The following is a 14,541-nucleotide window of genomic DNA, read 5'->3' as shown; positions in this document are numbered from 1 at the left end:
TGCCAGACTCCCAAGTTCCGAAACTATTTTGTGAACAATTTAATTTTAAAAAATATTATCGCAATAATCTTAGTCCATTTAGAATCACTAATATCGTACTGCCTTCATGCCCTATCACGCCAAAAGGAAGTGCGATCCCTTGCACAAAGTTGCTGATCATAAGCACTGCAATCACAGTCACAGCAAAAATCATATTTTGCTTCACAATACGCTGCGAACGACGCGCCAATGATATCGTTGAAGCGATCTCTTCTATATTATCATTCATAAGCACTACATCGGCTATTTCAAGTGCTGCGCCGCTTCCTTTCATACCCATCCCCATGCCTACGGTTGCTGTCGCCAAAGCAGGTGCATCATTCACACCATCACCAACCATAACAACGTGACCATACTTTTCACGTAGTGCTTTGATATGCTTCACTTTATCCTCCGGTAATAGATCGGCAAATACCATATCCACTCCAGTTGTACCTGCAATAACCTGAGCTGTAGCGTCACGGTCACCGGTAAGCATTGCCACCTTAATCCCAAGCTCCTGCAGCTTACGCACTGCGGCTTCTGCTTGTGGGCGAACCGTATCCTGTAAAGCAATCATTCCGGCAATTTGCTCACCGTCCAGAATGATGGAGACGGTCTTCCCTTCTTCAGCCAACTGCTGCCGCTTAAGTTTCCAATGCTCTAGTTCAGGATTCATAGCAGATGGAGTCAGCTCATCGAGCAAATTAGACTTTCCGATTCTCCAGAGATGTCCGTCGATTTGACCTTCAATTCCCCAACCTGTAATGGTTTTACTGTCTTCTACTCCCTGTAGCGCTAAACCTTCCTCTTCTGCTTTACGCACAATCGCTTCCGCCAGTGGATGACGGGACATATGCTCAATGGATGCGCTAACCGTTAGCAACTCTTGCCGACTGTAGCCTTCACCTGCAATAAAATCAGTTACCTGAGGAGTTCCCTCTGTAAGCGTCCCTGTCTTATCGAATGCCACAACCGTTGTGCGTGCCATATTTTCCAGATGGACCCCGCCTTTAAACAGAACCCCTTTTCGCGCACTTTTGGAGATGGCTGACAGCATCGCTGGCATAATGGAAGAGACCAAAGCGCAAGGTGATGCTACTACTAGAAAGACCATCGCTTTATAGAAGGTTGCGCTCCAGCTCCAGTCCAGCAAAAACGGTGGAAGGATAATCAGTGCCACTGTCGAGGCTACGACAACCCGTGCATAGATGGCTTCTAGTCTTTTAATAAAACGCTGCGAGTTAGGAACTTCCGTCTCTGCCTCTTCTACCATTTTGATGATTTTAGCAAAAAGGGTGTTCTCAGCTGCTTTCGTTACCTCAATATAAAGGGGGCCTTCTCCATTAACAGTGCCTGCAAAAACCTCGCTACCGGCACATTTCTCTACAGGAACCGATTCTCCCGTAATGGAAGCCTGATCTACTGCTGATTCCCCCCGATATACCTTGCCGTCTGCCGGAATCAAATCTCCCGGGCGCACAAGCAGCAGATCTCCGATCACCAGCTGGTCAATATTAACCTCATTCATACTTCCTTTTTCAATGCGCATAGCCGTAGCCGGTTTGAGTGCCATCAGCGAGGAAATATCCTTTTTACTACGTTCCATCGTATAACTCTCTAATGCTCCACTGAGTGCAAAAATGAAAATAAGCATAGCACCTTCATTCCAGTATCCAATGGAAGCTGCGCCTAGTGCGGCTGCAATCATTAATAGGTTCACATCGAGATCTCGTTCTTTGACGAGCGTTTCTACGCCTTCCTTTGCCTTGTTCCAGCCACCAATCGTATAAGAAATGACATAGAGCGCTATGGAAAGAATTTCTGACCATCCACCAACTGACCAAGCGAAAAGCATAAGCAGTCCGCTGCCCAGAGCAGCCTGCATTTCAGAATTGCTGAGCATGGCACGCGGATCGAACCGGCGCTTTGGAGCCCCTGGCTTCTTCATGCTGCCAGAGATAGATGACTGCTTGGGTAAATGTTTTGATGTTGCTTGCATAATAATCGCCGTCCTTAAGAGTTTTGTAGGATAACTTCATTGGTTTCTCTTCGAAACAAAACTTGCTTCGTGAGCATACGCTTTGTTTTGTGGAGCCTAACTTCATTGGTTTTTCTTCGAAACAAAACTTAGTTCGTGAGCATACGCTCTGTTTTGTGGAGTTTTGCTTCTGCCAAGTGAGAATGAGAGCCATTATTAAGACCCCTAAAATGACACATGCTGCCCCGGCTTAGCCGGGACAGCATGATTGATAACTATAGGTAGTGAGAATGATAATCATTGTTGCAATAGTACAACTATATTTCCTTAGTGCAACTTATATTTTAATCATACCACCAGGAATTAAAAAGTAAAGCCTATCTATTCAGCTAAACGCCATTTATTTCAGAATATGTGTTAGCTGCCCGTTTAGTGGCGAATTTTATCTAAAAGCTCTGTTGAAGAAGATCTCCCAACAATAAATTACAGTGATCATTCAATAACGAAGAGCAGTGATTCTCCAATAACGGCAGAATCACTGCTCTTTTGTCTTTTTATCGATTCTAAATGAAACGGATCGTCTTATTTAGAAGAGAAAGCGGCTTATGTGACAGCCGCTTCGTTGTTGTCCTACTGCCTTCCACCGGCGGCAGTATCCAGTGTTTCCTGCTGCCTGGCGATCCAGATCAGACAGGCTGCTCTAAGCAGCGCTTCGGTCCGCTGACCTGCGCTGCAAAAGATCCCGCTGAGGCCGATCTGATACAGATCGGCCAAAGCCGACGCCGCCGGAGTCCCCGCGGCGAGAACTACCGCCGCCGGCTTCACGCTCCGCACGGCGGCAAGGATCTCCCCCGCCGCCAGGGCGAAGCCCTCTGCGGCGGCCCCTTCCGGCGCGAGCTCGCTCGCCGCGCCGTCGAGCACTAGGAAATCGGCGATGCGCGCGATTTCCGCGGCGGCGGAGGGCTCCACATCGGGCGCGATCAGCGCCCCGATGCGGCACGCCGCCGCATAAGCGTGGCCGAGTGTCTGATCGGCCACGACCTCGATGAATTCGCGCTTTGCCGCGAATTCGGCTCCGCTTGCGGTGTAGGCGACCAGCAGGTCAAGGCGGCAATCGCCGCCTTGACGCTGGCTCTCCGCCACCGCAGTAAAAAGCGCTTCGAGCTGCGCGTCCTGAAGCGCGGTGAGCTTTGCGGGCTGCGCCGCAAGCTCCTCTGGATGCAGCAGGGTGAGCGCTGCCCATTCACCATCCGGCGATTCCAGCAGCGCTGTGGTCGCTGCCTGCAATCGATAATAAATCCGCTGCAGCATTCGATTAGCCTGCAGCTCATCTTCACTGGATAACCAGTTCTCATAAAGACAGAACAATTCAGGTTCAAGCAGCCATTCCTCACTTCGTATCAGACAAGGTCCAGCTTGAACGGATCTTGTTCCTTCTCTTGCAGTAGGGCGCTCTTCACGTTCTTCTCGTCCTTCACGCAGCACTAAGAAAGCCGACTGTTCTCCAGGGCGCTTAAAATAAGAACGGTTCAAAGGTTCTACGACATCCTTCTGCTCTACTCCGGTGATAAATTCTGCGGCAGCGGAGGCAACGGATCCGGCTTGACTCATTTCCATCCCAACAGCCCGATCACCGGCCTTATACATGAACTTGAACGGGCGCTCTTCACTACTCCGAAAACCATCCTGCTGACGTTCACCCTTCATCTTCGCACCCACCCTTTATCTTTGGATTGCTGCCGGTACGCCTAGTAAATAAACATCATGCCACCGACATCTTATTACCACACTTATAAATACGGGAACCTCCCATGAAATATGCAAGCGTTGCCAAATCATATGAATAATTAGCCTTATTAAATCACAAAAAAAGGCATCGCCGCATAGCAGCAGATGCCTTCCTTGAACTTCATTGTTCTATTGTTGACTGGCGGCAATGGCCTGTTCCAGATCATAAATAATATCATCAATAGATTCCGTACCAATCGATAAGCGGAGCAATTCCGGAGTTACTCCTGCTGTGGTTTGCTCTTCATCCGACAGCTGTGCATGTGTTGTGCTTGCAGGGTGGATAATCAATGACTTGGAGTCACCGACATTCGCCAAATGCGAGAACAGCTTCACATTTTCAATCAGCTTGCGTCCTGCAGCACTTCCACCTTTAATACCGAAGGTAAGGATCGCTCCTTGGCCTTTAGGTAAATACTTTTGTGCTAATTCATGAGATGGATGAGTAGGAAGTCCAGAATAACTTACCCATTCTACATCTGCGTGTGCCTCCAAATATTGCGCAACCTTTAGTGCATTCTGGCTGTGACGTTCCATCCGCAAATGGAGTGTTTCGAGCCCTTGCAACAGCATCCAAGAGTTAAATGGTGAAATAGAAGCACCTAAATCGCGAAGTAATTGAACGCGGGCTTTGATAATATAAGCTATCGGTCCAACAGCTTCCGTATAAACAACGCCATGATAACTTGGATCAGGCTCTGTAAGTCCTGGGAACTTACCGCTTGCCTTCCAATCGAACTTACCACCGTCCACAATAATTCCACCGATAGATGTACCATGCCCGCCGATGAATTTAGTTGCCGAATGAACAACGATGTCAGCTCCATGCTCAATCGGACGCAGTAAATATGGACTTGGGAACGTATTATCTACAATAAGAGGAATTCCATGTTCGTGTGCGATCGCTGCAACGGCTTCAATATCTAGTACATTCCCCTGTGGGTTACCAATGGTTTCTGCATACAAAGCTTTGGTTTTATCATTAATCGCAGCACGGAAGTTCTCTGGATTATCCGAATCCACAAAATGCACCTTAATGCCAAGCTTAGGCAGCGTTGTAGAAAAAAGATTATAAGTTCCACCGTATAGGCTTGCCGCAGATACAATTTCATCCCCAGCGCCCGCAATATTTAGAATGGAGAAAGAAATAGCCGCTGCCCCGGAAGCTGTAGCAAGTGCACCTGCTCCACCTTCTAGTGCTGCCAAACGCTGTTCAAATACATCTGTAGTCGGATTCATCAGCCGAGTGTAAATATTACCGAATTCTTTGAGCGCAAACAGATCCGCTGCATGATCAGCATCACGGAATCCATAAGACGTGGTCTGATAAAGCGGTACAGCACGTGCGAAAGTAGTTGGATCAATTTCCTGGCCTGCATGAACAGTCAAAGTTTCAAATGACAGCTTACGGTCTTCTGACATAGGTATTTCCTCCCTTTATAAATAAGAATAGAAATCTTTAACAAAGAATAATTGTACCCATTCTCTCATAAACGACATCATTTGAAAAGAAAAAAATCTTATTATTCCGGTGCGAATTATTATATTTTGATTTATTCGAAGGAAAGCATGTCCGATGAACCTCAGATAACGCTTTCAATAAAAATTTTTAAGCCGAAGAAACGTGTATAACCATATGTACCTGACACAGAACATCTACGCAATAAAAAATAGAATAGCGGCGGATAAAGCTTATCCACCTCATCTCACCGCTACCATTTTACTTATCTTCTTTTAGTAATTGCTTTGGCTTGTTTCACCCTTAGCAATAGCTACACCGCCGCTGGTACCAATACGGCTTGCACCAGCTTGTACCATTACATGTGCATCTTCTGCACTACGAACACCACCGGAAGCCTTCACACCCACATTAGGTCCAACCGTTGCACGCATCAGCGCGATATCTTCCTTCGTTGCCCCACCTGTAGAGAATCCTGTGGATGTTTTTACGAAGTCTGCTCCAGCTTCAACAGAAAGCTTGCAGGCACGAACCTTTTCTTCTTCCGTTAATAAACAGGTCTCGATAATGACCTTAGTCAGTGCTTTGCCGCGAGCTGCGTCTACAACTGCTGCAATATCACGTTTAACCAACTCATTGTTACCATCTTTCAGCGCTCCGATGTTGATGACCATATCCACTTCACCTGCACCATTAGCGATAGCATTGGTAGTCTCAAATGCTTTGGTCTCTGTTGTCGAGGATCCGAGCGGGAAGCCGATAACTGTGCAGACTTTAACCTCAGGCGTATCCTTCAACACTTCATGGGCAGTAGCTACCCAAGCAGGGTTTACGCAGACTGAAGCAAACTTATATGCTTTTGCTTCCTCTGCCAATTTAACGATATCTTCTTTCCGTGCATCTGCTTTAAGCAGTGTATGATCAATGATCCGCGATAGTGTAATTTCGCTCATTTTTGTCATTCCTCCATGATTTGGATAGTGAATTTTTTTCATCTCTGTAATCATACCAATAGAACTCTGCTTTGCAAAGTCGACTGGACGATCAGACCCACCCTAACCTCGATTAACTCATATAAATACACTTAGAGAAGGTCATTATTTACTAAATTATCTTTTCAAGTTAATTTTATACCTTCTTGTATTTTTTAAAATATAAAGGATAATCCCCCTAAACTTTCCCATTAAAAAATACGATAATATCTATATAAATGGGTTTTTTAGCCTATTTATTTAAATTTTTCTTTCATCATATTTAGGAGGAGATCGATTTAAAATGGGAAACTTTAATTTCACCTCAAACGCTGCAGCCCAAAAACTGAATGTACAAGTAGAAGGTTCTATGTCACCGGAGGACGCCGGGCGCTTCATTCAGGAGTACAACCAAATCGTAAGTACATTTGACCCAGCACAATATGAGATCATTTTAGATTGCAAGACATTAAACGTATCCTCGCCCGACACTCTTCCTATGCTTGAGCAATGCTACATACTGTATAAAGAATCAGGATTTAAAAAAGTAACCTTCATTATTGCCAAAAGCCCTGTCCTAAAAATGCAGCTAAGCCGAGTAGCCCGGGCAACGAAATTAGAAAATTACGAAATTATTGAAGCATAGGAGGTTTCATTTGGGACATATAACCATCCGCCAAGCCGCTTATTACCATCCGGAACATGTCGTATCTAATCATTATTATCTGGAGCATTTCCAGAGTATGGGCAAGGACATTAAGCGATTCCTAGAAGTCATGGGTCGTGACCGGAGATACATCGTAAACGATAAGGATGAAAATGCCCTAACGATGGGACTCAAGGCCGCCCAAAAAGCGCTACAAGAAGCCAATTTACAAGGTGAAGATATGGATATGATCATGTTCGCTTCACAGACACCGGAATATACCTATCCTACCAACGCACTCCTGCTGCACCGCATGCTACAAGGTAAACATCGGACCATTACGCAAGATTCCAATGCCAACTGTGCAGGAATGGTGTCTGCTGTAGAGCAGACAAGTCGTTATATGCAAGCTAATCCTAGTATCCGGTACGCACTCGTCGTGGGAAGCGACTATAGCTCAGTGCACTGCAATACGGATGATGAAATTACTTACCCTAACTTCGGGGATGCCGCAGCAGCTGTCATTCTGGAACGAAGTAGCGAGCAATCAGGCTTCATTGACTCCCTTTATTACACTGATTCTGAGGGATCTGAGAATATTATGTTCCCTGCTTGCGGTTTATCGAATATTTATCACGAGGACATTACACCTGAGCAAATTCGGATACGATGGACACCCTTTGACGGTACTGTTTGTGTAAATGCGGCGGTTGCAGACATGAAAGAGCTTCTCTCAAGAAACGGCCTGACTACAGATGATATATCTGCCTTCTGCCTTTCACAATTCTCTCTCAAAAATATCGAACTCATCCAAGAGGGTCTTGGACTTACTGATGAGAAATTCATCTATGTAGGCGACGAGTTCGGGTATACGGCTACAAGCAGTCCTTTTATCGCCTTTCAACGCGGAGTCGAAGACGGACGAATCAAACGTGGCGATTATGTCTTCTTCTGGTCGGTTGGTGCTGGTTGGCAAATTCCTACAATGCTTTATCAATATTAATAGCATAAAAAGCCCTACTTCTATAGAAGTAGGGCTTTCCCATCAGAGGAGCAGATGTTAGCAATTTGTGATATAAATCAGAAATCCAATAATGAATTATTTAGTCAGGGATTGAACATCCACAAATGGAGTGGCTCCCCCTGTTACAGATGGCAGCACGCCGTTCCATTTTTCCAGCGCTTTCTCCTGAACCTCTATTTGCTTCAGCTGCACCAGCTCAGGCGTAACCTCTTGCTTCTTAAGTCTTAAAGATTCGGCTTCAGCTTGCGCCTGGGCGATCTTTTGCTTCGCTTCAATCTCAATCCGCCGGAGATCATTTTCGGCTTTCAGCGCCTGCTGCTGGGCGACCTGCTTCGCTTCAATCGACTGGTTAAACGCCTCAGAGAATTTAAAGTTAACAATGTTAATATCGTTGACGATCAGATCATATTTTGCCAGCCTAGCGGTTAAGTGCTCACTGATCTCACTCGACACTACATCACGGCGTGTAATCAAATCCTCTGCTGGATATTTGGCTGTCACTTCTTTAACGATTTCTTGAATGGCCGGATTGATAATTACATTATCAAAATTACCTCCGATATTGTTCATCAGATTAAAGGCAGAAGCCTTATTTACGGAATAGTTCACCGCTACATGTGTGGATACGGGCTGAAGATCTTTTGAAGAGGCTGAAGTATCGGTCTCCGCTTTCGTTACCTGCGTATTGACTTGAATCACCGTCTGAATAAACGGAACTTTAAAATGAATGCCAGGTGACAACGTATTGTCATTTAATTTACCAAAGGTTTTGTACAAACCTACATGCCCATATTCCACAGATACAAAAGAGTTCGCGCCAATCAACAATACAATGAGCACCGCTGCAACACCACTAACTATTTTCCCCGGTCGCAGCTGTTTCAATTTCGGATTCATTTGCATATTCATCCAATACCCCTCCTAGATTATGGATAATCATTCAAGCTTAATCGTCTATACGGAGGTTTGAGGGAATTGGTCGCAGGAAATATTTCAGCAGCAGTGGTCATGGCGTTACCGCTCTGGGATCAGTCCTTCTAGGGTCAATCGGAATCTTTTGCTCTGCTTGTCCCCGATATTAAAAGCTTCATATATTCCTTCATCCGTTAGCACTACGGAGTCCGCCTTTAAAGCATCATTAACGTAAGTTACCTCAGCGTGATCAACATTCCAGCGGTAAATGTAGGCACTCATCGGATTTCCATGCGCGGCTACACCCTCAATAGATCCATCCCCATCAACATCCAGCTCTTTGGAATGTCCGGTATCTATCTGCAGCAATCCCGAGGGGTTACCACTCTCGTCTATTAAATAATAGTTAGTGAGCGAGTTATTTGCTCCTAGTCCACCGGTGATTTTCAGCACCTTTTCGCTAAAAATCCGCACCACTTCTACCTTGATATCCTCCGGCTGACGATAATTATAAGTTCCTATCGCCCCTAGACTGTATTGTCCTTTGGAAGTAGAAATTTTGGCATACACATAGTCTTCGTCACTAGCCATCGTATACACCTTCACTTTGACTCCTCCGAAATTATCCAGCTTCTTCTCTGTAATCAAAGTAGCGCCTGTAGGTGGAGCACTTAGTTGAGAGACTACGGGGATTGTATCCACCAGCATCCACTCCAGCTTCATGAGGTTAGCAGAGGTGTCTGTTGGCTTCGGTCTTGATGTGTGGTAATCGTTAGCCGATTGAGAGGGGGATGGGTCCACCTGATGTTGGCAACCTGCCAGCAGATTCATTAGAAGCAAAACTGTCAGCGTAACGGATTTATGTAAAGGAAACATCTCCTATTCACTTCCTATCCTCTTTTTAAAATTAAATCTTTCATTAATCATAGATGAAGTTAGAATTTCAATTGTTACTTTTAGGGGGCGGGAGGGTTAATTTATTTTCTTTTGAGGGCATGCGTCGATCAAAAGGCTAAATGGGCATACAAAAACCCGCATCAAATGCGGGTTTGAGTGGAAAGTATCAAGAACCTAGCAGTTCACGCGCCAGTAGTCGGTAAACCTCTAGACGTTTCTCTTGCGAATGCGGAATGCTGCATATCATCGCTTCCTGGAAACCATATTGAGCTTGTTCTTCTTGCAAGCGTACGGCGATGTCTTTAACCGCACCAACCAAATGAATCTTACGGCTTTCCTTGATTGACATCCGGTCAATTTCCGATAACGATATGTTCTGAGCTTCTTCTGGTGTCAGCACCTGAGTAATTCTGCCCTTGCTCATCATCAACCGAAAAATATCCTGCGGTAATGCCTCATACTCAGCTTCTTCCTTCGTTTCTGCTGTGGTTACCATATAGGATACACTAATCTCAGGTTTGTCCATGAAGATAGAAGGCTGGTAGTTATTCCGATATTGATCCAAAATCTCATTACTCATCGCACCATTAAAAAATTGCGCAAAGGAGTATCCGACTCCCATCTGTGCTGCTTTTCGCGCACTGTTGCCGCTCGAGCCTAACAACCATACCTCAGGGAGCGCCACCTTCGTTGGAGCGGCAAGATTTTTGGCATATAACTCATTTTCCGGAATCTGATCACTAAGCAGCTGCATAGTAATGCCAAGCTTATCATACATGTTATGCAGCATTAACTCGCGGCCTTCAGACAGAGCGTACATGGCACTTGTATCGCCACCAGGAGCTCGTCCCACACCGAAATCAATTCTCCCCGGGGAAAAAGCACTTAACGTTTTAAATACTTCCGCCAGCTTAAGTGGAGAATAATGCATCATCATTACACCGCCGGTGCCGATTCGAATACGGTTGGTCTTAGCGGCTAAACGGGCTGCCGTTACTTCCGGAGCCGAGCTAGCAAATGTATTTCCGCCATGGTGCTCAGCCATCCACATTCTGCTATATCCCAACTCATCTGCTAAAATAGCTAGTTCTTCTGCTTTATTCAGAGCACCTTCCGCTGTGTTACCACTTGTCACGGGTGCCTGATCCAATACGCTTAATCTCATGCGAATACATCCCTTCTTTGGTCAGATGACCATTTTATTGCTGATCCATTCCTCTAAGGCTGCAATCTTATCTTTAAAGCGTTCACCACGCATTTCCTCCGACAACGAAGCAATAGTCTCCCGCTTTAATACAGCTTTCCAAGAGGATTCAGCTTCTTCCATCAGATTGGTTAACAGGCAGCAGCTATCTTCTTTCTCTAAATCCAACATGTCTACCAAAATACCATTGGATGAATACAGCGACTGCTGTCCTTCCACCGCAAGGTAAACGTCATATACACGAATATCTTCAGGTCTCTTCTTTAATTTAAAGCCACCTTTAATGCCGGGAACAGACGTGATGATGTCTGCGGTTACCAGCTTTCTTAACAGTTTCTGAAAATAGGTCGCCGATGCTCCGAGCTGCTGGCTAATCGCTTCTCCAGACAACACCGCCTTGTCCGGCAGCATGTTAAGCAGAACCAGTGCATACACTGACTGTTCTACCCCTGTTTTCATATGCATGTACAGCACCTCAATCTACGTAAATTGCTTAATACAAACTGTAGACTATATCACCCGAGTATAAAGCGGATAAACATTATCCACTTTATACTTTATAGCAGTTTGCACCAAAAGTAAAACCCTGCTCGTCTACTCTTACAGTTAATATCTGCTATAAAAAAAAGATCGCGCATATAGCGCAATCTTTTTTCATATGGATAATCCCACCCGCTGAACCAGCTGTGAGCTCTGATCATTAAGTCCGGTAATGGTGACTTTTTTGCCACGCTCGGCGTATTTGCTCATCGTCTTCGCTATGGCATGAACTGCTGATTGGTCCCACACATGGGAGTGTGAAAAATCGATAATAATATGATCCGGATCGCTATCGTAGGCGAATTCATGAATGAAGTGGCTTGTCGTGCCGAAGAACAGCTGGCCGGTAACCGCATATGTTTTGGAAGAAGCAGCTTCCTGAACTGTTAGGCGGATCGAAGCTATTTTCCAAGCAAACGTTAAAGCACTTAGCAGAACCCCAAACAAAACGCCAATAGAAAGATTGTCTGTAGCCACCACGGTGACCAACGTCACAATCATAACCAACGCATCGCTAAGCGGAACACGGGTTAGAGATTTAAGCGAGCCCCATTCAAAGGTGCTGATACAGACCATTATCATTACGCCAACGAGCGCGCCCATCGGAATCTGCTTAACCACATCGCCAAGTACGATAATTAGGAACAATAAAAAGATCCCTGATACAAACGTGGACAGACGCGTGCGTCCTCCTGACTTCATGTTAACCATTGACTGGCCAATCATCGCACAGCCTGCCATCCCTCCGAAAAAACCAGTGACTACATTCGCCAGCCCCTGTCCCTTCGCCTCTCTGTTCTTATCACTCCCTGTGCCCGTAATATCGTCTATTAAGGTGGCAGTCATCAGTGATTCCAATAACCCAACTACGGCCAGCGAGAGTGAATATGGCAAAATAATAAGCAGCGTATCCAGCGTGAACGGGATCTGCGGTAAATGGAATAGTGGCAAACTTGCTGTAATATTCCCCATATCCCCTACGGTTCTTACGTCCAGATGAAGAGCGATGCTAAGAATAGAAACGATAACAATCGCTACAAGCGCTGAGGGTACGGCTTTGGTAAACCGAGGAACCGTATAGATAATAAGTAATGTCAGAGCTACCAGTCCATACATCATCCAGCCTTGTCCCTTAAAATGGGTAAGCTGCGCCATGAAAATCAGTATCGCCAGCGCGTTGACAAACCCCGTCATGACCGGCTGTGGCAAAAAAGTGATGAATCGGCCCAGCTTTAGCATCCCCATCAATATCTGAAACACACCAGCCAGTACAGTTGCCGCGAACAGATACTCTATTCCATGCTCTAGTACGAGACTTCCGACTAATAGGGCCATAGCCCCTGTAGCCGCCGAGATCATTCCGGGTCTGCCTCCGGCAAGTGCGGTTACAATTGCAATACAAAAAGAGGCATATAAACCAACCATCGGACTTACTCCCGCCAAGATCGAAAAAGCGATCGCTTCAGGAATCAGTGCAACGGCTACGGTCATCCCCGATAAAATATCGGTTCGAGTGTTAGAAAACCACCCATTATTTAAGGTAAGCTGCTTCAAAATCTAATTTCCTCCTGTGACTAATAAGGTATATAGGCCTTTTCAAAAAGACCCGGGGCCGGTGCAACGCTAATGTTCCTTATTGTACTCGACCCGCCTTCACCTTCACAAAAAGATTAGATAGACTTGTAAGCGCTTATTCACCTCATTTTCTAGCCAATCCTTGAAATATCATTCAAATTCTATATTTCTAGATTACCGGTATAGTCCGGAAGCTTTCACTTCATTAAAGAAGTTGTTGAACTCATCAATATTCAGCTGCTGCGCAGCATCGGACAACGCAGTTGCAGGATCAGGATGAACCTCGACCATAATACCATCAGCTCCGGCTGCGAGTGCGGCTTTTGCACAAGGGATAAGAATATCTTTGCGTCCTGTGGAGTGAGTAACATCGACCAATACTGGCAGATGGCATTCCTGCTTAAGAATAGGCACTGCTGAGATATCGAGCGTGTTGCGGGTCGCTTTTTCATACGTACGAATTCCGCGTTCAATCAACATGATTTGTGTATTACCACGAGACATGATGTATTCCGCTGCATGTATGAATTCATCGAGCGTAGCAGCCAATCCGCGTTTCAGAAGCACAGGCTTATTGACTTCTCCGACCGCTTTAAGCAGCTCAAAATTATGCATGTTCCGTGCACCGATCTGGATAATATCTACATAATCTAAGGACTCTTCAATATGTCTTGGATCTACAATTTCACTGATGGTCAGCAGACCATAATCATTTGCTGCTTCACGTAATATTCTTAGGCCGTCCATACCTAGACCTTGGAAATCATAAGGAGAAGTCCGCGGCTTGAAGGCACCTCCACGCATAACACGTACACCAGCTTTTTGCAGGGCTGCAGCTACGGTGCGGGTCTGTAGTTCACTTTCCACAGAGCAAGGACCAGCTACCATCAGTGAAGAAGGACCGCCAACAGTAACATCTCCCGGCAGAACAATCACAGTGTCTTCTTTGTGACTCTTACGCGCTACTAGTAAAGTTTTTTTATGTTCATCGGATTGTAAGTCCAGAGATGCTGAAAAAATTTGTTTGAAGAGGCTGCGGATGGTTCCGTTAGTGAAAGGTCCTTTGTTGCTCGCTACGAGCTGATCCAGCATTTTCTTTTCACGTTCTGGATCGAATTTAGGCACACCTTGCTTTTCTTTAACTACTCCAATCTCCTGCACAATTTTAGCCCGCTCGGAGATCAGCTCCAGCAATTGCCCATTAATTTCATCCAGACGACCTCTAAGAACATCCAATTCTACGTTACTCATTACCCTTCCACTCCCTCTTCTTATTTATAATTTGAAACGCAAAAAGGCCCCCCGTCGCAAGGGACGAGGAGCCGTGGTACCACCCTTATTTAGAATTAACCCTTAAACTAGCACAAAGGAATAGAAAATCGGATTCCCTCGACTAAAGATTAACTCTATCTTAAACCCGGTAACGCGGGGCGCGGGCCTCCCTACTCATACCTGTCACGACCTGTGACAAACTACTTCAGGGGCCGACTCGGAAGTGAACTTCGGCATTAATCGTCTCATGAGGG

General features: G+C 45.6%; 12 protein-coding genes. 2 read left to right on the top strand and 10 right to left on the bottom strand.

Annotated elements, in window-relative coordinates:
- Window positions 1–55 precede the first annotated feature (55 nt).
- The 4 genes from MKX60_RS07745 to deoC all read right to left on the bottom strand — a co-directional run bounded on the left by MKX60_RS07745 (window position 56) and on the right by deoC (window position 6,199).
- The gene (locus MKX60_RS07745) at window positions 56–2,020 is read right to left on the bottom strand and encodes a heavy metal translocating P-type ATPase (protein ID WP_339798652.1); all 1,965 of its coding nucleotides are present in this window, start codon (window positions 2,018–2,020) and stop codon (window positions 56–58) included.
- 609 nt (window positions 2,021–2,629) lie between these two features.
- Entirely contained in the window at window positions 2,630–3,706 is a 1,077-nt protein-coding gene (locus MKX60_RS07740; protein ID WP_341059473.1) for a hypothetical protein, read from the bottom strand.
- 210 nt (window positions 3,707–3,916) lie between these two features.
- Window positions 3,917–5,209 carry a homocysteine synthase gene (locus MKX60_RS07735; protein ID WP_042131076.1) on the bottom strand — a complete coding sequence of 431 codons (1,293 nt, stop codon included), beginning with the start codon at window positions 5,207–5,209 and terminating at the stop codon, window positions 3,917–3,919.
- A 312-nt stretch (window positions 5,210–5,521) separates the two neighbouring features.
- Window positions 5,522–6,199, bottom strand: a complete 678-nt coding sequence (gene deoC / locus MKX60_RS07730; protein ID WP_143759565.1) for a deoxyribose-phosphate aldolase — start codon at window positions 6,197–6,199, stop codon at window positions 5,522–5,524.
- A gap of 322 nt (window positions 6,200–6,521) precedes the next feature.
- On the opposite strand from deoC, the gene MKX60_RS07725 reads away from it, so the two are divergent.
- A complete protein-coding gene (locus MKX60_RS07725) occupies window positions 6,522–6,863 on the top strand; it encodes a hypothetical protein (RefSeq protein ID WP_042191906.1) in 342 nt (113 codons plus the stop codon).
- Between the two features lie 10 nt (window positions 6,864–6,873).
- Window positions 6,874–7,866, top strand: coding sequence for a ketoacyl-ACP synthase III (locus tag MKX60_RS07720; protein ID WP_341059472.1), 993 nt, complete (start codon window positions 6,874–6,876; stop codon window positions 7,864–7,866).
- A 96-nt stretch (window positions 7,867–7,962) separates the two neighbouring features.
- Here the strand turns inward: MKX60_RS07720 and MKX60_RS07715 are convergent, their stop codons facing one another.
- From MKX60_RS07715 to MKX60_RS07690, 6 genes are all read right to left on the bottom strand, one after another.
- Entirely contained in the window at window positions 7,963–8,796 is an 834-nt protein-coding gene (locus MKX60_RS07715; RefSeq protein WP_042191910.1) for a prohibitin family protein, read from the bottom strand.
- Window positions 8,797–8,901: 105 nt separating this feature from the next.
- Window positions 8,902–9,675: a hypothetical protein gene (locus MKX60_RS07710; RefSeq protein WP_341059471.1), complete on the bottom strand. Its 774-nt coding sequence runs from the start codon at window positions 9,673–9,675 to the stop codon at window positions 8,902–8,904.
- Window positions 9,676–9,862: 187 nt separating this feature from the next.
- Window positions 9,863–10,861 carry an LLM class flavin-dependent oxidoreductase gene (locus MKX60_RS07705; protein WP_341059470.1) on the bottom strand — a complete coding sequence of 333 codons (999 nt, stop codon included), beginning with the start codon at window positions 10,859–10,861 and terminating at the stop codon, window positions 9,863–9,865.
- Window positions 10,862–10,882: 21 nt separating this feature from the next.
- Entirely contained in the window at window positions 10,883–11,365 is a 483-nt protein-coding gene (locus MKX60_RS07700; protein ID WP_042191916.1) for an RrF2 family transcriptional regulator, read from the bottom strand.
- Between the two features lie 189 nt (window positions 11,366–11,554).
- Complete coding sequence (locus MKX60_RS07695) at window positions 11,555–12,997, bottom strand: SulP family inorganic anion transporter (protein ID WP_445670756.1); 1,443 nt, start codon at window positions 12,995–12,997, stop codon at window positions 11,555–11,557.
- Window positions 12,998–13,189: 192 nt separating this feature from the next.
- Entirely contained in the window at window positions 13,190–14,266 is a 1,077-nt protein-coding gene (locus tag MKX60_RS07690) for a bifunctional 3-deoxy-7-phosphoheptulonate synthase/chorismate mutase (RefSeq protein ID WP_076285501.1), read from the bottom strand.
- Between the last annotated feature and the right edge of the window lie 275 nt (window positions 14,267–14,541).

It is taken from the genome of Paenibacillus sp. FSL R5-0914 (assembly GCF_038004525.1).
In the GTDB taxonomy this organism is placed as follows: domain Bacteria; phylum Bacillota; class Bacilli; order Paenibacillales; family Paenibacillaceae; genus Paenibacillus_AQ.
Note: the sequence above shows the minus strand (reverse complement) of the source record. Positions and strands in the feature narration are given on the sequence as shown.